Annotated in this window: 23 protein-coding genes and 3 pseudogenes; 21 read left to right on the top strand and 5 right to left on the bottom strand. The window is 67.3% G+C overall.

What is annotated here, in order from left to right:
• Positions 1-24: 24 nt before the first annotated feature.
• Positions 25-591: a transposase gene (locus GA0070607_RS33020; RefSeq protein WP_197701119.1), complete on the bottom strand. Its 567-nt coding sequence runs from the start codon at positions 589-591 to the stop codon at positions 25-27.
• Positions 592-953: 362 nt separating this feature from the next.
• On the opposite strand from GA0070607_RS33020, the gene GA0070607_RS22885 reads away from it, so the two are divergent.
• Positions 954-1,823, top strand: coding sequence for a Rieske (2Fe-2S) protein (locus GA0070607_RS22885; protein WP_089020021.1), 870 nt, complete (start codon positions 954-956; stop codon positions 1,821-1,823).
• Positions 1,824-1,910: 87 nt separating this feature from the next.
• Here GA0070607_RS22885 and GA0070607_RS22890 read toward each other — a convergent pair.
• Together GA0070607_RS22890 and GA0070607_RS22895 are read right to left on the bottom strand one after the other, a co-directional pair.
• Positions 1,911-2,048 (bottom strand): annotated as a pseudogene (locus tag GA0070607_RS22890) (DUF6328 family protein); the annotation flags it as partial.
• Positions 2,049-2,662: 614 nt separating this feature from the next.
• Positions 2,663-3,187 (bottom strand): hypothetical protein, encoded by a 525-nt coding sequence (locus GA0070607_RS22895; protein ID WP_089020022.1) that lies wholly within the window; start codon positions 3,185-3,187, stop codon positions 2,663-2,665.
• Between the two features lie 575 nt (positions 3,188-3,762).
• On the opposite strand from GA0070607_RS22895, the pseudogene GA0070607_RS22900 reads away from it, so the two are divergent.
• The 3 genes and pseudogenes from GA0070607_RS22900 to GA0070607_RS22910 form a co-directional block, all read left to right on the top strand.
• Positions 3,763-3,978, top strand: a pseudogene (locus GA0070607_RS22900) (sensory rhodopsin transducer); the annotation flags it as partial.
• Between the two features lie 132 nt (positions 3,979-4,110).
• Positions 4,111-4,989 carry an IS5 family transposase gene (locus GA0070607_RS22905; RefSeq protein ID WP_408630894.1) on the top strand — a complete coding sequence of 293 codons (879 nt, stop codon included), beginning with the start codon at positions 4,111-4,113 and terminating at the stop codon, positions 4,987-4,989.
• Between the two features lie 60 nt (positions 4,990-5,049).
• Entirely contained in the window at positions 5,050-6,192 is a 1,143-nt protein-coding gene (locus tag GA0070607_RS22910; RefSeq protein WP_089020024.1) for an FUSC family protein, read from the top strand.
• Between the two features lie 60 nt (positions 6,193-6,252).
• Here GA0070607_RS22910 and GA0070607_RS22915 read toward each other — a convergent pair.
• A pseudogene (locus tag GA0070607_RS22915) lies at positions 6,253-6,440 on the bottom strand (transposase); the annotation flags it as partial.
• A 476-nt stretch (positions 6,441-6,916) separates the two neighbouring features.
• Here GA0070607_RS22915 and GA0070607_RS32470 point away from each other — a divergent pair.
• The gene (locus GA0070607_RS32470) at positions 6,917-7,408 is read left to right on the top strand and encodes a hypothetical protein (protein WP_157743210.1); all 492 of its coding nucleotides are present in this window, start codon (positions 6,917-6,919) and stop codon (positions 7,406-7,408) included.
• A gap of 350 nt (positions 7,409-7,758) precedes the next feature.
• Here GA0070607_RS32470 and GA0070607_RS22930 read toward each other — a convergent pair whose 3' ends face one another.
• Positions 7,759-8,232 carry a GNAT family N-acetyltransferase gene (locus tag GA0070607_RS22930; RefSeq protein ID WP_197701120.1) on the bottom strand — a complete coding sequence of 158 codons (474 nt, stop codon included), beginning with the start codon at positions 8,230-8,232 and terminating at the stop codon, positions 7,759-7,761.
• Between the two features lie 315 nt (positions 8,233-8,547).
• Here GA0070607_RS22930 and GA0070607_RS22935 point away from each other — a divergent pair, with 315 nt between their 5' ends.
• The 16 genes from GA0070607_RS22935 to GA0070607_RS23010 all read left to right on the top strand — a co-directional run bounded on the left by GA0070607_RS22935 (position 8,548) and on the right by GA0070607_RS23010 (position 22,184).
• Positions 8,548-9,390: an integrase core domain-containing protein gene (locus GA0070607_RS22935; RefSeq protein WP_089020027.1), complete on the top strand. Its 843-nt coding sequence runs from the start codon at positions 8,548-8,550 to the stop codon at positions 9,388-9,390.
• Between the two features lie 212 nt (positions 9,391-9,602).
• Entirely contained in the window at positions 9,603-10,448 is an 846-nt protein-coding gene (locus tag GA0070607_RS22940) for a DODA-type extradiol aromatic ring-opening family dioxygenase (RefSeq protein ID WP_089020028.1), read from the top strand.
• A gap of 33 nt (positions 10,449-10,481) precedes the next feature.
• Positions 10,482-10,808, top strand: a complete 327-nt coding sequence (locus GA0070607_RS22945) for an extradiol ring-cleavage dioxygenase (protein ID WP_089020029.1) — start codon at positions 10,482-10,484, stop codon at positions 10,806-10,808.
• A gap of 22 nt (positions 10,809-10,830) precedes the next feature.
• Positions 10,831-11,901: an amidohydrolase family protein gene (locus tag GA0070607_RS22950; RefSeq protein WP_172899083.1), complete on the top strand. Its 1,071-nt coding sequence runs from the start codon at positions 10,831-10,833 to the stop codon at positions 11,899-11,901.
• An 83-nt stretch (positions 11,902-11,984) separates the two neighbouring features.
• A complete protein-coding gene (locus GA0070607_RS22955; RefSeq protein WP_089020030.1) occupies positions 11,985-12,665 on the top strand; it encodes a FadR/GntR family transcriptional regulator in 681 nt (226 codons plus the stop codon).
• A gap of 21 nt (positions 12,666-12,686) precedes the next feature.
• A complete protein-coding gene (locus tag GA0070607_RS22960) occupies positions 12,687-13,331 on the top strand; it encodes a cysteine hydrolase family protein (protein ID WP_089022036.1) in 645 nt (214 codons plus the stop codon).
• 44 nt (positions 13,332-13,375) lie between these two features.
• Positions 13,376-14,170 carry a 2-keto-4-pentenoate hydratase gene (locus GA0070607_RS22965; RefSeq protein WP_231930162.1) on the top strand — a complete coding sequence of 265 codons (795 nt, stop codon included), beginning with the start codon at positions 13,376-13,378 and terminating at the stop codon, positions 14,168-14,170.
• Entirely contained in the window at positions 14,167-15,066 is a 900-nt protein-coding gene (locus GA0070607_RS22970; protein WP_089020032.1) for an acetaldehyde dehydrogenase (acetylating), read from the top strand. The genes GA0070607_RS22965 and GA0070607_RS22970 overlap by 4 nt, the downstream gene beginning before the upstream one ends.
• On the top strand, positions 15,063-16,100 hold the full coding sequence (gene dmpG, locus GA0070607_RS22975; protein WP_269458393.1) for a 4-hydroxy-2-oxovalerate aldolase: 1,038 nt from the start codon (positions 15,063-15,065) through the stop codon (positions 16,098-16,100). The genes GA0070607_RS22970 and dmpG overlap by 4 nt, the downstream gene beginning before the upstream one ends.
• Positions 16,101-16,106: 6 nt before the next feature.
• Positions 16,107-16,892, top strand: coding sequence for a 2-keto-4-pentenoate hydratase (locus GA0070607_RS22980; protein ID WP_197701122.1), 786 nt, complete (start codon positions 16,107-16,109; stop codon positions 16,890-16,892).
• Positions 16,892-17,092 carry a tautomerase family protein gene (locus GA0070607_RS22985; protein ID WP_197701123.1) on the top strand — a complete coding sequence of 67 codons (201 nt, stop codon included), beginning with the start codon at positions 16,892-16,894 and terminating at the stop codon, positions 17,090-17,092. Before GA0070607_RS22980 ends, GA0070607_RS22985 begins: the two co-directional genes overlap by 1 nt.
• 2 nt (positions 17,093-17,094) lie before the next feature.
• On the top strand, positions 17,095-18,525 hold the full coding sequence (locus GA0070607_RS22990) for an aldehyde dehydrogenase (RefSeq protein ID WP_089020034.1): 1,431 nt from the start codon (positions 17,095-17,097) through the stop codon (positions 18,523-18,525).
• Between the two features lie 337 nt (positions 18,526-18,862).
• Complete coding sequence (locus GA0070607_RS22995) at positions 18,863-19,831, top strand: ABC transporter substrate-binding protein (RefSeq protein ID WP_157743211.1); 969 nt, start codon at positions 18,863-18,865, stop codon at positions 19,829-19,831.
• A 116-nt stretch (positions 19,832-19,947) separates the two neighbouring features.
• Positions 19,948-20,616 (top strand): ABC transporter permease, encoded by a 669-nt coding sequence (locus tag GA0070607_RS23000; protein WP_197701124.1) that lies wholly within the window; start codon positions 19,948-19,950, stop codon positions 20,614-20,616.
• A 44-nt stretch (positions 20,617-20,660) separates the two neighbouring features.
• Positions 20,661-21,383: an ABC transporter permease gene (locus tag GA0070607_RS23005; RefSeq protein WP_231930164.1), complete on the top strand. Its 723-nt coding sequence runs from the start codon at positions 20,661-20,663 to the stop codon at positions 21,381-21,383.
• 27 nt (positions 21,384-21,410) lie between these two features.
• Positions 21,411-22,184, top strand: a complete 774-nt coding sequence (locus GA0070607_RS23010; RefSeq protein ID WP_089020038.1) for an ABC transporter ATP-binding protein — start codon at positions 21,411-21,413, stop codon at positions 22,182-22,184.
• Position 22,185: the final 1 nt, after the last annotated feature.

Below are 22,185 nucleotides of genomic sequence, written 5' to 3' on the forward strand. Positions count from 1 at the left end.
TGGTGCTTCGGCCGGGGCCGGCGACTACCAGGCAGACCGCGGATGCCGGCACGGCGCATCAGCATCTCCACCGCGTGATAGCCCACGACAAGGCCGCGGTTCGGCGCGCACTCGCCGGGAACCGTATGTGCCGCGCGACGCCAGATGCACCGCGCGTATCTGCTCGGTCAGCCAAGCGTGGCGCAGCGCCCGCTGCGAGAGCGGTCGGTAGCGCCAGGCGTAGTACCCGGACGCTGAGACGTCGAGTACGCGGCAGCAGACATCGACGGGCAACCCCTCAGCGGCCATCCGTTGGATGACCGCGTACCGGTCTTTTGAGGGCACCACCCCCTTGAGCAGTTCGGCCGCGCGGCGATGCGCCGCCAGCTCGGTCTCCAGCTCGGTGATACGCCGTCGAGCCGCGACCAGCTCTGCCTGGTCGGTGGAGGTGACACCTGGAACCTGGCCGGTGTCGATCAGGTCTTGGCGGCGCCAGTTGTAGATCGTCTGATCGCTGACCTCCAAGTCCCGGACCAACTCCGCGACCGATCGGCCGGCCTTGAGCAGATTGAGGACCTTGCGACGAAACTCGGGCGGATATCTTCTCGGCACGTCTCTCCTCAACGAGCGACGAGCCTGACGAGTCAACCAACCCGACTCCACCGAACCCGGGGAACATCATTGTCTCCATCAAACCCGGTGCGGGACAGTGCCGCTGAGCGGTGTGGTGGTGGAAGCCGAGGCCTGGGCGACGATCGGCGCTGAAGCCATCGCCCACGCCGGCGATTGTGACTGGGCTCGATAGTTGGCCGGATGGCAGCTCGTGATTCTCACCTTTTCGCAGCGGCTGGGCGCGGTGGTTGACCGGCCGAAGCAGGGCTGGTTGGCCGATTGGGATCTTTCGTGCAGCCCCGCCACCGTTCCGGGGGCGGGCCCCGTGGGTTTGAATGCCACGTGGCGGGGTATGGGCGGCCATGCGCACGGCACTGATGAACAAGCTGGAGCGGGCGTCCGCGCTGGATCCGGTGGGGGACCGGCTACAGCCCAAGGTTTGGTCCCTGCTGCGGCCGCAGCGGGTCAAGGATGCGCTGCACGGGGTGTGGCTGGGCCATCCGCTGCACCCGGCGCTGGTGCAGATTCCGATTGGCGCGTGGATGAGCAGCGTGATCCTCGACCTGATGCCGGGGCGGCGGACGCGAGGACAGGAGCGAGCCGCCACGGCCCTGGTCGCGGTCGGCACGGCAAGCGCCCTGCCCGCCGCGCTGACCGGCATCAACGACTGGTCATGGCTGTGGCAGGAGGAACGGCGGGTCGGCCTGGTGCACGCTGCAACGAACACCTTGGCCATCGCCCTTTACGCGGGGTCGCTCGCCGCCCGGTTGGGAGGGCGGCACCAGCTCGGCCGTACGCTCGGATTGCTCGGCCTGACAGCGGTGAGCGCGGGCGGCTACATCGGTGGCCACCTCGTCTACAAACAGACCGCACAGGTCAACCAGGGCGCCCCGGACATGCACCGGGTCGAGTACGGGTGGCGTCGGGTGGCCGAGGTCGACTCGCTGCCGCAAGGCCAGATGCTGGCCCGGCGGGTGGACAACGTGCCCGTGGTGGTCTACCGCGACGGCAGCGCCATCACCGTCATGCTCGCTCGCTGCGCCCACCAGAGCGGGCCGCTCGACCAGGGGAAGGTGATCCAGGTCGATGGGCAGGCCTGCGTCGTCTGCCCCTGGCACGGCAGCACCTTTCAACTGAAGGATGGAGAGGTCGTGCACGGCCCGTCCAGCACCGACCAGCAGGTGCTGGCCACCCGGATCACCAACGGCGTGCTGGAGGCCGCCCTGCCCTGAGCACAGGAAGGTCCGTGTGCCCAGCTTTTTCCGCTCGGGTGATCGTCACCCACTTCCTCAACATCTGGCCGTGCTGGACGGGGCGGCGCGCGGGAACCCGGCGGTGAACGGCAGGGTGAGCAGGAAGGCGAAGAGGATCTGCACGCCCGTCTGTGCGACGCGCAGCTCCTTCAACTCGTCGGCGAAGTTGCGCTCCAGGCGCTGCTTCTCGGACTCCCTGGCCATGACACTCCACCGTCCCGTCCGGCTCGGCCGCCCAGGGCGGGATCGGTACCCGATGGTAGAACAACGCGGGCCGGCGCGTCAGTGTTCGAGGGTTGCCGGTTCCCCAAGTCGCGAGAGTCGCGGGAGTCGGGGTCCCCGTTCGCGCCCGCATCTGCGGTGCGGCGGGACGTTAGGTGCCGCCACAAACAGGTATAGGGGGCATGGCGACGGCTGGTGGCACGGGGACGGTGGCGGGCGGGGGTCGGCCGGGCGGGCCGCCGAACATTCTGTTCATCCTGGCCGACGACCTGGGGTGGGCGGATCTGGGTGAGTCGGAGAATACTGGACGCCGCCGGAGCCGCGGCGGCGTGAAGCGATGTTTGCCGTAGACACCACCAGGGGTGCCGCGGAGCCGCACTGCGGCGAGGGCCTGGTCCAAGCCAGGCCGGGCCCGGAATACGGCCGGTCGAGGTCGATCCGTTCGGTCGGCACGCCAGGGCGATTGCGTGCTCGCGGTTCAGGCTTCTGAGCTGAGGCTTTGCAGGGCTACGGCTCGCCCCAGCAGATCAGGGGCAGCAGGATCGTACGTCGCCTGCGTGGCGTGGTCTTCCTAGGTGCCGGTCGGAGGGCGGGGGTTATCGGTGCTGGCGGGTTGTCTCTTGGTGGAACGCGGCGTCGGCGGCGTCGGCGAGGTGTCCTGCTAGGACGCGTAGGGATCGTAGCTGGGGTCCGGCCGCCGGGTAGCCGGTGGCCTTGAGTACGCAGGCGGTGCGCATCGCGATTTCCCCGGTCAGTCTGGCCAGTTCCAGCCCGGGCGGCGGTGCGGGCATGATCGGCTCGGTGAGTTGGCGTATCTGCCACGCCACCGACTCCAACTCCTCTCCCAGCACCCGCGGGCATGGTGGCGTCTGCTGCTGTTGCCGGCAGCTCAGGTTCCCTGCTTCGGCCTCATCGCTTGGTCCCCACATCGGAAACACCCGAACCCGCCACCTGACCGCCGCCGCGGTGGACTGCCATTGCCCTGCAATGGCCTCGGCGACCCGACCGGCGCTGGAAGTGTCAACGCCGCTGAGGTCCCAGCCGGCGTTACTGTCTCCGCGCCGCGTGGCCACCTGGCCGCCGTGGACGTCGTACTCCACCACCGTGTACTCGAAGTCCATGGTTAGCCGCCTTCCGTGTCCTTGAGCCCTGCTATCTCGACATGCGTGAGCACATGCGCGGCCTGAAGCTCCTTCAGGGCCTCATCGACGGCGGCCTCGCCCTCTGACCGCACAAGTTCTCGGATTGGCCGCCCGCACAGCAGGCTCAACGGCACCGATAGCTTGACCCCCGGGTGGAGGGCCCGCTACATATCGGATGCGGCGGGATACGTCTGCAAGAAGACGAGCAAACCCAACGCCGCAACCCAAGACCGTAATCGCGCACCAAGCCACGTGGAACACACACAACCCGAACATCACTACTCGCCGTCATGTCACCCGCCCGGCCTCTCCAGCAGCCCCAACCGACGCAAGGCTGTTCCGTGGGTGGTCCTTACTTGGCCTCGGCCGGTCGCTTACCCGTCTGGCGGCAAACTCATCGGGTATTGGCTCGACGCGAGTGATTCACAACCACCTGGCCGTTCCTGCCGGCAGCCTCGAGAGGCGTTCACGAGTGGCCATGCCATTTCATCTTGTCTGAGAGCGTGTTTGACATGGGGTTGATCAGGTCCAGTCGAAGGTGATACTACGAGGACGTCGATCCCGTGGGACCGTACCGGCTCCTGGTCGGCGCCCGGCGGATCCGGCACATCCGGGTCAACGACCTGATCGATCACGAGGCGGTCCGCGTCGATCGACCGTACGGATGCGTGCTGCGTTCGCCGGTGCCGGTGGTCGTGCAGTTCCTTCGCCAGGACACTCGGCTGCCGGGCGCGGTCACGCTGACCGGCACGATGGCGTTCCTCGCCTAGGGCGCGTTTCATAAATCGGGGTGCGCCGGGTGAGGTCACGGCGTGGCGGTGATCGATACTGAAGAGGTCTCCGGTACTTGGTACGACGACCAAGAAGCACCATGCACCGGAGACCTCGTGGCCACCCTAGCGGTGACGAGGCGGCACGACCTGACCGATGCGCAATGGGCGGCCCTCGCCCCGCTGCTGCCTGCGCGCTCGACCAGAGGACGTCCGCCGAAATGGACAAGACGGCAGCTCATCGACGGAATCCGTTGGCGGATCCGGATCGGATCGCCATGGCGAGACGTCCCGGCCGAGTACGCGCCCTGGCCCACCATCTACGGCCTGTTCCGCCGCTGGCAACGTGACGGCACCTGGGAGCGAATCCTGGCCGCGTTGCAGGCCGTGGCGGACGCGGCCGGCCGCATCGACTGGGACGTCAGCATCGACTCGACGACCAGCCGCGCCCATCAGCACGCCGCCGGCGCCCGCCACGACGGGCACCTGCAGAAAGAACCACCCGGCGGCGTGCACGACGAACCCGCCGATCACGCCCTGGGTCGCTCCCGCGGCGGGCTGACCACCAAGACCCACCTCGCCTGCGAGCAAGGCCAGAAAGTCCTGGCCCTGACCCTGACCGCAGGCCAACGCGGGGACAGCCCACAGTTCATCCCCGTCCTGCGCAAGATCCGCGTCGCCCGGATCGGCGGTGGGCATCCCCGCACCCGCCCGGACCTGGTCCTCGCCGACAAGGCCTACACCTCGAAGGGCAACCGGGCCCATCTACGTTCCCGCGGTATCAAGGCCTGCATCCCGAGCAAAACCGACCAGGACGCCCACCGCAAAGCCCGAGGATCAAAGGGTGGCCGCCCGCCCGGGTTCGACCCGGTCAACTACCGGCAACGCCACGCCGTCGAGTGCGGCATCAACCGCCTCAAACGCCACCGCGGCGTCGCCACCCGTTACGACAAGTTGGCCGTCCGCTTCCAGGCCGTCCTGACCATCGCCATCATCAACGAGTGGCTCTGACTGGATTATGAAACGCGCCCTAACCGCGTGTGACGAACGTGAATCCGGGTAGCCGCCCCCATGTTCGCCCGCGTCGCGCCAGCGGAAAGCCCCGGCTCACCGGTCGGTCGGCTGCGGAGCCGGCTGGCCAAAGCCAGCCGGGCCGCGTACCGGCGGTTCCGGACGTACCTGATTATCGGCGTCCAGGCCGGTCTCGCGGCAGCGCTCGCCTGGGTGATCGCCCATCAGCTGCTGCGCATCGAGGAGCCCACGTTCGCTCCGGGTGCCGCGGTGGCGGTGATCGGTGCGTCGCTGGCCAGACGGGCGCTGCGCACCGTCGAGCTGCTCCTGGGCATCGGGGTCGGCATCGCCGCCGGTGACTTGCTGATCGCCCTGATCGGCACCGGGGCGTGGCAAACCGGGATCATCGTCTTCCTGGCAGTCACCGGCGCGGCTGCCGCTCGGGGTACCGGCCTGCTGATGACGCAGGCCGGCGCCACCGCGGTACTGGTGGCGACGCTCACCCCGGCCAACCCCGACTTGGAGCTGCCCCGGGCGATCAACGCCCTGGTCGGCGGCCTGGTCGGGCTCGTCGTGATGCTGGTCCTGGCGCCGCTCAACCCGTTACGCACCATACGTCGGGTCGCCGGCTCCGCCTTGGACCTATTCGCCCGCCAGATGACCGCCTGCGCAGAGGCCCTCGCCAATGGTGACGCCAGCCAGGCGGAAGCGGTGCTGGACCAGATGCGCAACTCGGAGTCGAAGCTGATCCAGCTCAGGGAGGCGGTGTCCGCCGCCGACGAGGTGGCCCAGTTCTCCCCGCTACGGTGGCGCCGGCGTCGGGCGGTAAGCGCCTACCGGGATGGCGTCAAGCACATGGAGCGGGCGTACCGCAACAGCCGGACTCTGGCCCGCCGCGCTGGCACAGCCCTACGCGACGCTGAACCGGTGCCACCGGACTTACCCGCCGCCATCGAAGAGTACGGCGCGTCGGTGCGGCTGTTGCACCGAGAGTTCCTGGCCGGCGAGGAACCGGTCCAGGCCCGCGATCGGGCGCTGTCGGCAGTGCGGCTCGCCGGGGAGGCGTGCCGGCAGGAGATCCGCTTCTCCGGAACGATCGTGGTCTCCCAGCTGCGTACCGTCACCAACGACCTGCTGCGAGCCACCGGGGTGCGGCGCGACAAGGCACGCCACCTGGTCCGCCGTGCCGCCGCCGGCCACTGAACGCTCCCACCCGACCGTCGGCCAGCCACGCCGCCCACCAGGTCGGCCTACTTACCAGTCTCGCAGCAGGTCCGCCCACGATCCGGTCGATTCGCGGTAGCCGTCGGCCAGGGCGACTAGCTCCTTGGTGACCGTCGGCGCGAACCCCGACCATCACGAGCAGGCAGAGTCTGTCCTCGCCGAGACGCACATTGACGTGGATGCCATCGGCCCAAACCATACAAGTAGTCAACCCGCGACAGGTCCCGCTTGCATCAGGTGCGGTAATCGTCGGTCCTGGCATCGGCGGTGGATCCGCAGGTAGTGGCCGGCTCGGCCGAGGAGGAGAACGCCGCGTTGCGGCGGCGGGTGCGACAGTTGGAGAAGGCACGGGACATTCTGCCAAAGGCAGCCCGGGTATTTCGCCGGGGAGACGCGGTTGTGTCAGATCATTGGGTCGCTCGAGCTTCTACTACTGGCGGTCGACTGCCACGATGCGGAAGGCCGCCGAGGTGCCCCTCGCGGGGTCGGATCGGGCGGTGCACACGGCGCAGGGCGGCATCTATGGGGCGCCGGCACTCCAATGTCCCGCACCGCCGGTCTGGCTGATCCATGACCACAACCACCGGTGGATGACCCGACCTGCCGGTCCGATGGTCGAATATCGGGCGAGATTGGCGTTGCCCACCGGCGACCTCGGTCGGGCCGTCGCTCGCTGCGGGGCACCAAGGAGGCCACAGAGGCCGTGACCATCGATCACCTCATCGGCAAGCGCCTCGGCAAGGGCATCTGGATCCGACCGCCTCCCCTCGGCGCGGGCATGACGGACGATCCGGAGCAGGCGGCCATCGGGTTTCGAGGCACTGATGACGGGCAAGGACGACGGTGTGGTCGGCTCGCTAAAGAACGAGGTGATGGCCGACATCGCCGAGGTGAGGTCGTAGACGGAGAAGCACAGATGCATCGCAGGATGGGCCCGGGGAGCTGGCGCGGAACCACCGATACCGGCCCGGGGCAGGAGAGGATAGCGGCGATGAACCAGCCGGTGGACAACACGACAGCATATGGGCACGATCAGGACCGTCAGCCGCCGAAGAGTCGCACAACCGCGCAGCGGACGGCGGACCGGAACCCCGACGACTACGGCCCGGACGCCGAGGACGGCACCGACGTCAACCCGGATTCGGGAGTCGAGTTCGGCGAGGTCGACAGCACCCCTGACACCCGACCTCGCTGACTGTCGGCTCTGTGTCAACCCACTCAGGCCTACCGAGAGTTCAGCTTCCCGCAACCTCAAATAGGTGACACTGTCAACAACAGGACTGACTTGATCTTTAACCTGTGCGGCGTGGTCGGGGATTGACGGTCTTCGCCTTCTTTGTAGCCGGTGTCTTGGCGTTGGTGGTGGTCGCGATGTGGACGTCGTAACGCGCGGCGGGGTGAGTGTTGCGGCGTCCGGGTGGCCGCCCTGGTCCTGGCCGGGAGGGTTTGGGTGCACTGGCCGGGCAGGTCAGAGGCTGTCGCACAGCTTCCGATCTTCAACTGTCAAGAGGTCCTCTGCCTGGCATCGGCCGGTGTCCCGTCAGGTCAGACGGCGGGCCGTTCGAACAGGAATTCCGTACCGTCGACCTCGTCCCACTGCTCACCGACGTGTTCGAAATCGAAGCCCGCGATGGTGGCGAGCGAGGCGGCGTTCTGCGGGCTGATGCTCGCCCGCACCGTCGACACGTCCGGCTCGCCCGCCGCGCGCCGCAGCAGCTCCCGCACCATCGCCCGAGCGTAGCCTCGACGGCGGCAGTCCGGGTCCACCCCGTAGCTGAGCTCTACCATCCCGGCGCTGTCCGGCGGTCCGTGGTAGCCGCCCACCCCGACCACCGTCTCGTCGGGGACGGCGACCGCGGCGCAGGCCACCCAGTCGGCGGCACGCCGATCAGCGGCGATCTGGTCCAGGCGCATCTGCCACAGCCACGTGATGTCGTCGGAGACGAACCAGTCGGTGAGGGGGACGCCGGTCGCGGCGCGGGCGGCGGCCAGTTCTCCGTTCAGGAGGGCTTGCAGCACGACGGGGGGAGAGGGACGAAACGTACGGACGGTTCGGGGGTGGTGGACATCGCTGAATGATCACACACCGAACCCTCGGTCCACTGTCCTTTCGCCGTGACGGGCCGGTCAACCCCGGAGCCGGACGTCGGGCGCGGCCGGTTCAGCCGCGTCGGGCGAGCGAGCGAGCGTCGATCTTTCCGTGCGGGGTGAGCGGCATGGCATCGACAACGATGAACTGTTTGGGAACCTGTTGGGCTCGTAAATTCGGTTCGGTGGCTGTGACGTGCGGCTTTGTGCGAGGTCAGTCCAATCAGGGCGGCGACGATCCAAGGTATGGCAGCCTCGCTGGTGTACGTGCTCCTGCGTCAGGTCCTGCAGATGCTGACCCAGCTCGCCCGGGACGGCGGCGCGAAGGACGTCGAACTCCTGGTCTTACGGCATCAGGTGGCGGTGCTGCGCCGGCAGGTGCACCGACCCGATCTCCAGCCCGCGGACCGGGTGGTGTTGGCGGCGTTATCGCGGCTACTGCCTCGGCAACACTGGGCGGCGTTCTTCGTCACCCCGGCGACCCTGCTGCGCTGGCATCGACAGCTGATCGCACGACATTGGACCTACCCACACGCGCGACCCGGCCGGCCACCCGTAGACCGCGAGATCCGGGAACTGGTCCTGCGCCTGGCCGCGGAGAACCCGACCTGGGGGCATCGCCGGGTGCAGGGTGAGCTGGCTCGTCTGGGCTACCGGCTCGTGGCCAGCACGGTATGGAAGCAAGCACGGAACCTGCTCATGAGCCTCGACCAGCGCGCCGACGGGATCCGGTTCCTGCTCCGCGATCGCGACACGAAGTTCACCGCCGCCTTCGACACGGTCTTCACCGCATCGGACATCGACGTGATTCGAATACCGCCACAAACGCCGAGGGCGAACGCCTACGCGGAACGGTGGGTCGGCACGGTGCGGCGTGAGTGCACTGACCGGATGCTCATCGCCGGCGAACGGCACCTGTCGAGCGTCCTGACCGAGTACATCAAGCATTACAACGGCCACCGGCCACACCGATCACTCGGCCAGCGACCACCGAACCCGCCACCGCAGGTCGTTGACCTCAGCAGTGCTCGCGTCCAACGACGCCCGATCCTGGGCGGATTGATCAACGAATACTCGCACGCAGCGTAGGCCGAATCTGATTTACGAGCCCGACAGGCTGGTGCCACTGCCGGTGCTCGCCGGGCTTCGCCCCAAGTTTTCCCGAGGCCGCCGCCTCGGCGGACCCGAGCCGGGTTCAACACGCCGATCCGACAAGCAACGGCGCCGGCCGACATGCTTGCCAAACCACGCCGAACCAATATAATCAATCGCACCAAGGCGAGAGATTGACCGGAGGAGCGATGGCGGAGATCAGCGTGGCCCTGGCCGCGAGTCATGCACCCGGCCTGACGGGCTGGTTCGGGAAGGCGCCCGAGGAGGATCGAAGGACAGTGCGCGCCGCCTACGGCGCCATCCGCGACGCCATCGTCAACTCCCGGACTGACGTGCTGCTCATCATCGGCAACGACCACGTGGCGAATGCGCGGGTCAGTGACTATGCCGACTTCAGCTTCGGTATCGCCGACCGGCACACGGGTCCTGACGAATGGTTCAAACCCTGGCTGCGTGTCGACGACTACGACCTGCCTGGGGCGCCCGAGGTTGGTCGGACGCTCCATGACAGTGTCCAAGCCACCGGCTTGCGGACCAGGGCCGTCCGGGACAACCTTCGGTTCGACGACAACATTTCCGTCCCGGTCGCGATGGCTGACCTGACGTCGACCTCCGTGGCGCTGGTTCCGGTGCTGCAGAACTGCACCGTTCCGCCCGTGCCGAAAGAGCGCGCCTGCTACGCGTTCGGCGAGGCGCTGGGCGCGGCCATCCGGACGCAGTTGCCGGGGGATCTGCGCGTCGGACTCCTCGGTTCCGGAGGTTTGAGCCACGAGCCGGGTGGCCCTCGCTATCTGGAAATCGACGAAAAGTTCGACCGGTGGTGGCTCGATCTCCTTGTCGAGGGGGACCACTCCAGGATTCTGGCGGAGGCGACCTTCGAGCGCATGGAGGAAGCCGGGTCCGGCGGCACCGCCGAACTGCTGTCCTGGCTTGTCGTCATGGGAGCCATTGGGCAACGTCCCTGCACGTCTCTGGGGTACGTCGCCGTTGAGGAGTGGCGCTGCGGCGTCGGTGCAGTCCAGTGGCAGTTGTAACAGCAGCGCCGCTTCGACGGAAAGGATGACTTCATGGGGCTTGAGCACTTCAACCCGCTCCTACGCGCCAATGACCTCGTACAGGATCTCAAGTGGGACGACGAGTTGCGGGCCCGCTTCGAGACATCCGAGGAAGAGGTGCTGTCGTCGTACCCGATCACTGAGGACGAGCGGGAGGCGATTAGAGGCCGAGATTTCCGTCGGTTGTACGAGCTTGGCCTGCATCCTTACCTGCTTTCCCAGCTGGCACGGTTGATCTACGGAACAGGCGAGAAGGCCGGTACATCGGCCGCTGCGACCGCCTTGATCCAGTCCTTGCTCGGTGATGACTACGAGAGATACATGGCTGCTCGTGAGTGAAGAAGACCAGCGGGGTGGGACCATGCAGCGGACGCCGATCATCGACGTGCACACCCACGCCCTGCCGATGCCGTTACTTCGCGACCTGGAGGCGTTAGGGCATGCCGACCTTTCCGGCCTCGCCAATCGGGTGCTGAGGCTGGACTCCGCCATCAGCGGTCTGGCGCCCGGTGCGCCCATTCCGCTGCCGGCAGAGCAGTACGACCTCGCCACGAGGCTGGCGTCGGTGACCGCAGCGGGCGTGGATTACCAGGCGGTCTCGCCCCCGCCCTTCACTTTCGCGTCCGAATCGACCGATGAGCGGCTCGTGATGGACATTACGCGACGGACGAACGACGCGGTGGCGGAGTTCGTCGCCGGGTCCGGCGGGCGCTTAGTGGGACTGGCAGCGCTGCCGGTGGGCTTTCCGGGTGCTGTCCAGGAACTTGCCCGCTGCCTGGATGAGTTGGGGTTCGTCGGGGCGACAATGGGCACCTTTGGTGGCGGTCGGGAGCTTGACGACCCACTGAACGAGGAACTGTGGAGTTCCCTCGCCTTCCGTCGGTGTTTCGTGCTGCTGCACCCCAGCCGGGCCTCGTCGCCCACCAGACTCGCGGATTACCATTTGCTGCAGCTTCTCGGATATCCGGCCGAGACCGCTCTCGCGACGGCCCGGCTCGTCTTCGGCGGGGTGTTGGACCGGAATGACCTCATCCTCTGCCTGGCCCACGGCGGCGGCTGTCTGCCCGGCATTGGGGCTCGACTCGACCTGGGCTGGCACCGCAAGGCGGTGTCGCGGGTCATCCCATATCCGCCGACGCACTACCTGCGCCGCCTGCGTTACGACACCGCGGTGTTCGACGCGAGCGTCCTGGCTCGACTCGTGGAAGACGTGACGCCCGCCAACGTGCTGTTGGGCACCGACGCTCCATACGACCTGGCTGACCGCCAACCCTTGGCGACTGTGCGGACGCTCAAGATCGACACGTCCGAGCAGGACGCCATCCTGGGAGGTAATGCAGCCTCCCTGTTGCAGGGCATGTTCCGGGCGACGCATGGCGGTACGGCGGCCAGCGATACGTTGTCATACATCACTACGTCTCGACGGTCGTGAGTAGTGCCTACATCGTTACGTCGTACCGGCAACAAAGCTGTTGCCGGTACGTCGACTAAAGGTCGTGAAGGTGCACAGTGAACATGATCGAGATCCCTAGGTCATCTCGGGCGGACGCGGTCGCCAATAGCATCGAGGAGCAAATCTCCACGCAGGGCTTGCCACCCGGGCACCGCCTCGGCACCAAGGAGAGTCTGCGTCGCGAGTATGACGTAGCGGTCGCGACGTTCAACGAGGCAGTTCGACTGCTGAGCGCGCGGGGGACGATTGCCGTTCGTCCCGGTGTCAACGGAGGCATCTTCGTCGCTTCCCCAACGGCGCTGGTTCGGCTCGGGCGAAAAATGCTCGAACTCAGCGGCGAGTCAGTGTCGGTGGCCGACTGTCTGATGATGCGCGACGCGCTCGACCCGTTGGTGGTGCGGGAGGCGACGCGGCATCGCAACGCTCAGGACGTTCGCGAGCTGCGCAACATCGTGCGGGAGATGGCAGCTGCCGACCTGGCCATCGCGGAGTACCTGAGGATTAACTGGGCGCTGCATCGGCGGATGGCCGAGATCACGCCGAACCAGATTCTCCGGCACACGTACCTGTCTCTCCTGGCGTTCGTCGAGAGCCGGCTGCAGGGGGTGACGGCCGACGAGCCGGCCCGTGGGTCCACCGATGGTCCGCAGGTTCACGAAGAACTGGTGGAAGCCATCGCCAGCGGCGACGTTGAGCGGGCCGATCGCGCCGCAAGTCGCCATACGACGTTGACCGCGAGCTGACGAAAGCACTAGGTGAGCAGCATGGTAGGCACCGACACCGACCCGACCGGCGTTGCGTTGGTGGTCGTCGATGTACAGAACGACTATTGCCACCCGGATGGCGTGTTCGCCAGCGCCGGATTGCGGGTCGAGGAGCCGCAGCAGCTGGTCGAGCAGATCAATGTGTTGGTTCACGCGGCGCGTGCGGCGGGGCGACCGGTCATCTGGGTACGGATGGAGTGGCCCGACGATGCAAGCGTGGGGCTGCTCGCCGAGCGCAGCCCTTTCCTGCGGACGCAGGGGCTTCGCGAGGGCACGTGGGGCAGCGAACTGCTCGACGGGCTCGACCATGAACCGGGCGACCCAGTCGTGGTCAAGCCGCGGTTCAGTGCCTTCCACCAAACGATCCTGCAGGACGTTCTCCGGCAGCTGGCGGTGGGCACCATCGTCGTGGCGGGAGTGCGCACGGACTTCTGTATCGAGTCGACAGTGCGGGACGCGTTCTTCCGGGACCTGCGGGTGGTCGTGGCCGAGGAAGCCGTCGCCGGGTACTTCAACGAGCTGCACCGTAACAGCCTGCGCGTGATGGGCACGGTGTTCGCCCAGGTGGTCCAGTTGGCTGTGGCGGCCGACGTGCTGGCTGGCGGCCCACTCGACACGGCGCCGGCCGCGAAGGCCCCGTCATGAACGCGAGGGTCCACACCAGAACTAAGCAACCAGGAGGATACGCCGTGCGCGAGGTAGACCGAGCGACGGCCGCCGATCTGCTGGTCGAGGCCCGTCGGCTGCATCAGCCTATTAATTCGCTCACCGAACGGTTCCCCGACCTGACCGTCGAGGACGCATACGAGATCCAGGCGCGGCAAAGCCAGCAGCGGCTGGACTCCGGGCGGGTGATCAAGGGCCGGAAGGTGGGACTCACCTCCGCCGCGATGCAACGTCAGTTGGGTGTGAACTCGCCGGACTTCGGCGTGCTGTTCGACGACATGTTCTTCCCCGAACACGAACCCATCGCGCCCGCGCTGTTCCTTCAGCCGCGTATCGAGCCGGAGGTGGCGTTCGTCCTCAAGCGGGACCTCCAAGGCCCCGGGATCACCGTGGCCGACGCGATCCGAGCGGTCGATTTCGTGTTGCCGGCCCTGGAGATCATCGACAGCCGGATCGCCGACTGGCGAATCACCATCGCCGACACCATCGCTGACAACGCCTCCTCCGGCGGGGTCGTGCTGGGTGGCTCGCCCGCCCGGTTGGCCGACGTGGACCTCCGTCTGATGGGCGGCAACTTGTTCGGCAACGGCGACCTCGTCGCCACCGGCGCCGGCGGCGCTGTGCTGGGCTCACCCCTGCTGTCCCTGGTCTGGTTGGCCAACACCCTCGGCGATCGGAACGCGGGGCTGCGCGCGGGCGATGTCGTGTTGCCCGGATCGATCACCAGCGCCCAGCCGGTCCGACCCGGTGACACTTGGTCCGCGCACTTCGCCGGGCTGGGCTCAGTCACCACGTGCTTCGCGAAGGAGGCGAGATGACCAGGCCCATCGCGGCCATCGTCGGTCCCGGGAACATCGGCACCGATCTGCTGATCAAGTTGCAGCGCAGCCCGCACCTCGACGTGCGGTACATGGTGGGGGTGGACCCGAACTCCGACGGTCTGGCCAAGGCAAGGGCCCGCGGCGTGGAGACCTCGGCCGAAGGCGTTGACTGGCTGCTCGCCAGGCCGGAGCCGGCACAGTTGGTCTTCGAGGCCACCAGCGCCAAGGCGCACCTGGCGAACGCCCCGCGCTACGCGGAGGCCGGCATCCAGGCGGTGGACCTGACACCTGCCATGGTAGGGCCGCTGGTGTGTCCGGTGGTGAACCTGCACGAGCACTTGGCCGCGCCGAACGTGAACATGGTGACCTGCGGGGGGCAGGCGACCATCCCGATGGTTGCCGCGGTGGCCTCGGTGACGCCGGTTCCGTACGCCGAGATCGTGGCGTCGATCGCGTCCCGTTCGGCCGGTCCCGGCACCCGCGCCAACATTGATGAGTTTACCGAGACGACCTCGCTGGCGTTGCGCGAGGTCGCCGGTGCCGGGCGAGGCAAGGCCGTGATCATCCTGAATCCGGTCGAGCCGCCGATGATCATGCGGGACACCGTTTTCTGTGCCATCCACCCGGACGCCGATCGCGACGCGATCACCGCATCCGTGCTCGCCATGGTGGAGCGAGTCCGGGAGTACGTCCCGGGCTACACCCTGCGGGCCGATCCGCAGTACGACGAGCCGCGTCCGGGCTGGGCGGGCAACGCCCGCGTCGCGCTGTTTCTGGAGGTCCGCGGTAACGGCGACTACCTGCCGCCGTACGCGGGCAACCTCGACATCATGACGGCCGCCGCCGCCCGCGTCGGTGACCTCATGGCCCAGGCGAAGGCGGTGGCGGCGTGACGACTACGGACCCGGGCGCGGTACGCATCACGGACTCGACGTTGCGGGACGGGTCGCACGCGATGGCTCACCAGTTCACCGAGGGGCAGGTCCGGGCCACGGTGCACGCCCTGGACGCCGCCGGTGTGCAGGTTATCGAGGTGGCACACGGCGACGGTCTCGGTGGATCCACATTCAACTACGGCTTTTCCCGCACCGACGAAATTCGGCTCATCGAGGCCGCGGTAGACGAAGCCACCAGGGCCAGGATTGCTGTCCTGCTGCTGCCTGGTCTCGGCACTGTGGAGGACCTTCGACACGCACACGGCGTTGGTGCCTCGGTAGCGCGCATCGCCACCCACTGCACGGAGGCGGACGTCTCGGTGCAGCACTTCGGCGCCGCCCGCGAGCTCGGCATGGAGACCGTCGGTTTCCTGATGCTGTCGCACCGGGCCAGCCCCAGTGTGCTGGCGAAGCAGGCCCGGATCATGGTCGACGCGGGGGCGCAGTGCGTTTACGTTGTCGACTCCGCCGGTGCACTGGTGCTCGGTGACGCACAGGCCCGGATCGCGGCGCTGGTCGACGAGATCGGGGCCGAGGCCCAGGTCGGCTTCCACGGCCACCAGAACCTCTCGCTGGGGGTGGCCAACTCCGTTCTCGCCTACCAGACGGGCGCCCGGCAGATCGACGGCGCGCTCTGTGCCCTTGGCGCGGGCGCCGGTAACGCCCCGACCGAGGTTCTCAGTGCGGTGTTCGAGCGCCTGGGGGTGCCTACCGGCGTCGATGCGCAAGGCGTCGCGGCGGCGGCGGAAGACGTGGTAAAACCCTTCATCCCGCGACTGCCATGGATGGATCGTGCAGCGATCGTGCAGGGCTATGCCGGCGTTTATTCCAGCTTCTTGCTGCACGCCGAGCGGGCCGCCGAGAGGTACGGCGTCCCGGCTCACGAAATCCTCGAGCGAGTCGGTGCGGCGGGCTACGTGGGCGGGCAAGAGGACATGATCATCGACATCGCGTTGGAGCTCGCAGAGGCACGCGAGCGGCGCCAGGGGTAGGGGAAGATGATGGGTGACTGGGACGTACAGCGCGCGGCGAGCACGCTCCTTGAAGCCGAGCACACGAGGACCGATCGCCCGCCGATCACCGACGAGTGGCCGGAGTTGGACCTGGCCACCGCCTATGCGATCCAAGATGAGACGCTGGCCCGCCGGCTGGCTCGGGGTGAACACCTGATCGGCGTCAAGCTGGGGTTGACCTCCCGAGCGAAGCAGCAGCGGATGGGAATCTCTTCGCCGCTGGTCGCGTGGCTGACCGACGCTATGGTGCTTCCGGCCGGGGCGCCAGTGCCGCAGGACCAACTGATCCACCCTCGCGCCGAACCGGAGATCGTCTTCGTGATGGCCCAGCGGCTGGCCGGGCCCGGCGTGACGGCCGCGACCGCGATGTCCGCGGTGGGCGCGGTGCTCGGCGGTGTGGAGATCATCGACTCCCGGTACACCGACTTCCGCTTCACCCTGCCCGACGTCGTCGCGGATAACGCCTCGTCCGGCTGCTACGTCACTGGCCCGGTCAGCCGGCCGCCGACCATCCTGGACCTGTCCATGGAGGCTGTCGTCCTCGAGGTCGACGGAGAGGTGGTCGATTCGGCTACCGGCGGGGCCGTCCAGGGGCATCCGGCGGAGGCGCTGGCGCTCGCGGCCAACGCACTCGCCGAACGGGGTCTGGCCATCGAGGCTGGCTGGGTCGTACTCACCGGTGGCATGACCGACGCGGTCTTCGCGCCACCCGGATCCCGGTTGGCGGCGCACTTCAGCACGCTCGGCTCGATCGTCCTGAGCGGAGGCTGATGATCGTGCCGTTGGTTGAGATCACCGTGGTGCAGGGCCGTTCCCCGACGCAGCTGCGCACCCTGATCAGCAAGGTCACCGAGGCGGTCGAGGCCGCCATCGAGGCACCCCTACCGAGCATCCGTGTCATCCTCCGCGAAGTTCCAGCGACGCACTGGGCCGCCGGGGACGTCACCGTTGCGGAACGAGAGAAGAAGTGACAATGGAACTGATCCCCCACATCATCGACGGCAAGGAAATCGAGTCCCGCGACGGCGGCGAGTTCGAGACCGTGGATCCGTGGACCCGGCAGGCCTTCGCCCGGGTCGCACTCGGCACTGCCGAGGATGCCGGCCTGGCCGTCGAGGCTGCTCGAAGGGCCTTCGACCGTGGGCCGTGGCCCCGGATGGGCTTCGCCGAGCGCGGCGCCGCCCTGCACCGGTTGGCCGACCTCATCGACGAGCACCGCGACGAGTTGGCCTTGGCCGACACCCGGGACATGGGTAAGCCGATTTCGGACAGCACGTCAAAGGATGTGCCGCGTTCGGCGATGAACTTCCGGTTTTTCGCCGACCACGCTCGGCTGTCCGCAGGCGAGGCTCTGCCGATGGACAGCGGGCACCACGCCTACACCCGGTATGAGCCGGCCGGGGTTGTCTCCGCGATCGCGCCGTGGAACTTCCCGCTCATGCTCGAGTCCTGGAAGGTCGCTCCGGCGTTGGCCTGGGGCAACACGGTCGTCCTGAAGCCTGCCGAGGGCACACCGACGTCCGCCACGCTGCTGGCCCGCCTTGCGCTCGAGGCCGGCATACCGCCCGGAGTGTTCAACGTCGTCCACGGATTCGGCCCCGATTCCGCCGGCGAGGCGCTGACCAAGGACCCGCGGGTCGACCGGATCACCTTCACCGGCGAGTCCACCACCGGGCGGGTGCTGTCCAGGGCGGCCGCGGCAAACCTCACGCCCGTGAGCCTGGAACTGGGCGGCAAGGGCGCCAACCTCGTCTTCGCCGACGCCGACCTGGAGTCGGCGGTGCGCTGGTCGATCCAAGCCATCTTCAGCAACGCGGGGCAGGTGTGTCTGGCCGGGAGCCGGATCTACGTGCAGCGCGAGGTCTATGCCGAATTTCTCGACCGCTTCTGCGCCGCCGCAGAAGCCCTCGTCATCGGTGACCCCAAGGATCGCCGCACGCAGGTCGGGCCGCTGTCGTCCGGCGAGCACTATCAGAAGGTCCGTTCGTACGTCGAGGGCGTTCCTGCCGAGGGCGGCATTATGCGGACCGGCGGCTTCGGTGACGGCTGGGTGGTGCGCCCGACCGTCATCACCGATGTTCCCGCGGATGCCCGGGTCTGCCGGGAGGAGATCTTCGGACCCGTGGTCGTGGTCGCGCCATTCGACACCGAAGCCGAGGCGGTGTCGTCGGCCAACGCGACGCCGTACGGGCTCAACGCCATGGTTTTCACGGAAAACCTGTCCCGGGCGCACCGGGTCGCCGCAGCGCTACGTGCCGGCACGGTATGGACGAACTGCTTCTTCATCCGCGACCTGCGCGCCCCGTTCGGTGGGGTTGGCGATTCGGGCGTGGGGCGCGAGGGCGGCAACTTCAGTCGCGACTTCTTCACCGAACCGAAGGCCGTGGTGATGGAACTGCGCTGACGGCCTGCGTACACGGGCGCCCTTCAGCGTTAACCGCTCGCGACTCCGTCGCTGCCACAGATCTGAAGATCGGACGTTCTCGAATCGGCGTGGGCGGGCTACGCCGACCGAGTCTGCCTGGGCAGATTCGAAGCACCAGGTTCCGCTCAATTCGCGGCGCAAAAGGCGTTCCGTGTTGGTTCCGCCGCCTTCGTCGGCCCTGCGGAAACGGCCTCTGGGCTGCGATGACAAGCTCGCACCCCTTGCCTGGGGCAACATAACCAATATAATGATTCGGGTCACGTGTGAACCCGGGCAGGTTGCGGCGGGGGCCGACAACCAGACAGGAGACAAGGCCATGCGGAAGCAGAAATGGTTCGCATCGCTCGCGGTGGCAAGTGTCGTCGCTACCACGGCTTGCGGCAGCGGCGGCGACGAGGCGAGTGGGGGTGACCAGGCGGTGAAGATCGACGTCGGTGGGCTCCCGCTGGCCGCGCTGGCACCGCTGTACCTCGGCATTGACAAGGGCTTCTTCGCTGACGAGGGCCTTGAGGTGACCCCGCAGCAGGCCCAGGGCGGCGCGGCGTTACTGCCGGCCGTCGTCAGCGGAGACATGGAGTTCGCCTACTCGAACACCGCCTCTCTCATCACGGCAAGCGTCAAAGGACTGCCGGTCCAGATCGTCGCGAACGGCAATGACGAGACCCATGACGTCAAGAAGGCGTCGTCGACGGTCGTGTCCAAGGGCGGCGGACCCATCCGCCAGCCGGCCGACCTGGCGGGCAAGACGATAGCGGTCAACACGCTCAACAACGTCGGTGACATTACGATCAAGGCAGCACTGGAGAAGTCCGGTGTGGACGTCAGTGGACTCAAGTTCGTCGAGCTGCCGTTTCCGGACATGCTTCCTGCCCTCGAAGCCGGGCGGGTGGACGCGGTCTGGCTGGTAACCCCCTTCACCCAGACCGCGAAGGACGCCGGCCACCAGGAAGTGCTCCGGCCCTTCTTTGACACCCAGCCGGGGTTGAACATCGCCACCTACTTCACCTCCCAGCGTTACGCGAAGGAGCACCCGGACGTCGTGGCCGGGTTCGTCCGGGCGATGAACAAGTCACTGACGTACACCAATGACCACCCGGACGAACTGCGCGCCGCGGTCAAGACGTACGCCAAGATTCCCGATGACGTGCTGGGCAAGATGCCGCTGCCGGAGTTCCCGGCGGAAATCGACGTCCCAGACATCGAGTTGACCGCCGAGCTGATGCGTAAATACGGCATCATCGACAAGCTGCCGGACTTCAAGCGCCTGGTCAGGCAGGGCGCATGAGGCGCGTCCGATCGCTACCTTGGTGGGTGCCGGGGTGCCTCAGCGTTGCGCTCGTCCTGGCGCTCTTCGAAACCCTGTCCCGGACGGGGATCCTGCCCAGCCGCTACTTTCCGCCGATGTCCTCGACGTTGGCGCGACTGGTGACCGAGGGTGGCGACACGAGCTTCTGGGTCGAGGTCGGGCACACCATGCAAGGCTGGGTGATCGGGATCGGCCTCGCCTTCGCGGTCGCGGTGCCGCTCGGCATCGCGATTGGATCGGCATGGTGGATCTTCCGGGCATTGCGGCCGATCATCGAATTTCTCCGACCGGTGCCGTCGGTGGCGCTCATCCCGCTTGCCGTCCTGATCTACGGCTCCGGCCTGGAGACGAAGGTGTTCCTGGTTACCTACGCCGCCGTGTGGCCGCTGCTGCTCCAGCTGCTCTACGGCGTGCGCAGCATCGACCCGATCGCGCTGGACACCGCGCGTTCCTTCCGGGTAAGCCGGTGGAACCGACTAACGCGAATTGTGCTGCCAAGCATCGTGCCCTACCTCGCCACCGGGCTCCGGATCTCCTCGTCCGTCGCGCTCGTCCTGGCCGTGACCGCGGAGCTGGTCGTGGGCGCGCCCGGTATCGGCCGCACGATCACTGCTGCGCAGGCCGGCGGAAACGTCGAGCTGATGTACGCGCTCATCATCGCGACCGGGCTACTCGGATGGGGGCTGAACATCGTGTTTCGACAAGCGGAACGGCGACTTCTGCACTGGCATCCCTCCCAGCGCATGCTGGCGGCAAGCCGATGAGCCGCCGCATCCTCGGCCCACTGGTCGAGATCACATTCCCGCTCGTGGTGCTGCTCGGCCTCGTCGTGTGGTCCAGCGGCAGCGAATCCTTCTACTTTCCACCGGTCACCGACATTTTCGTCACCTTCCGGGAGACCTGGCTGTTCGAGCGCTTTGGCTCCGACGTCGTACCGAGCCTCTACCGCCTGGGCGCCGGCTACGCCCTCGCGTGTTTGCTCGCGGTGGGTGTCGGCGTCATCCTCGGGTCCTCGAAGGTGGCGGCTCGCGCGGCCGAGCCGATCGTCGAGTTCCTGCGGGCGGTCCCGCCGCCGGCCCTGATTCCCTTCGGTATCCTCGTGCTCGGGCTGGGCGACCAGATGAAGATCTTCATCATCGCCATGGTCTGCTTCTGGCCGGTGCTGCTCAACACCATCGACGGCATCCGCGGTATCGACCCCACTCTACTGGACACCGCGCGGGCGTACGGGATCCGCGGCTTCGAGCGCCTGCGTAGCCTCGTGCTTCCCGGCGCCAGTCCGCAGATCTTCGCGGGCATGCGGACCAGCCTGTCCCTCGCCCTCATCATGATGGTTGTCTCCGAACTGGTGGCCAGCACCAACGGCATCGGCTACTTCGTACTGCAATCTCAGCGCAACTTCGCGATCCCGGAGATGTGGTCCGGGATCGTGCTGCTTGGCCTCTTGGGCTATCTGTTGAACGCCGTCTTCCTCCTGGTGGAGCACCGTGTCCTCGCCTGGCACCTGCGAGCGAGCGCGGTGACCCGGTGAGGCACTCGAACGGAGCGGGAGCTCACAATGCTTGATGTGGTCGGTCTGAAGAAGACCTACGGGGAAGGCAACGCAGCAACCACCGCCATTGGCGACCTGTCCTTCAGCGTTGGCAAGGGCGAGTTCGTCTGTGTCGTCGGGCCATCCGGTTGCGGCAAGACGACGTTGCTCAAGTGCATGTCCGGTCTGCTGTCCGCGACCGCCGGGCAGGTCCTGTTGCAGGGCCAGCCGATCGACGGCCCGCCCGAGCAGATGGCGCTCGTCTTCCAGGACTACAGCCGCTCACTGATGCCCTGGTTGACCGTCCGCGGCAACATCGCGCTGCCGCTCAAGAGTCGCCGGCTTACCAGGACCGACCGCGCCCAACGCATCGCCGAGGCGGTCGAGTCAGTGGGGCTCGCCAGCTTCATCGACCACTACCCGTGGCAACTCTCCGGCGGCATGCAGCAGCGGGTCGCCATCGCCCGCGCCCTCGCCTACCAGCCCGACATTCTCCTGATGGACGAGCCGTTCGCGTCCCTGGACGCGCAGACCCGCGCGGACTTGGAGGATGTGATGCTGAGCGTGCGGGACAAGTACGACGTGACGGTGCTCTTCGTAACTCACGACATCGACGAGTCGGTGTACCTGGCGGATCGGATCGTCGTCCTCAGCTCGCGGCCCACCTACGTCAAGGAGATCGTCGAGGTCGGCCTGCCCCGCCCGCGCGACCAGGTAAGCACGAAGGAGCAGCCGGAGTTCGCGCATCTGCGGGCACACATTTACCGGGCGATTAAACACGCGACGCCGGAGGCCGCGTAGC

It is taken from the genome of Micromonospora coriariae (assembly GCF_900091455.1).
GTDB classification, from domain to species: Bacteria; Actinomycetota; Actinomycetes; order Mycobacteriales; family Micromonosporaceae; genus Micromonospora; species Micromonospora coriariae.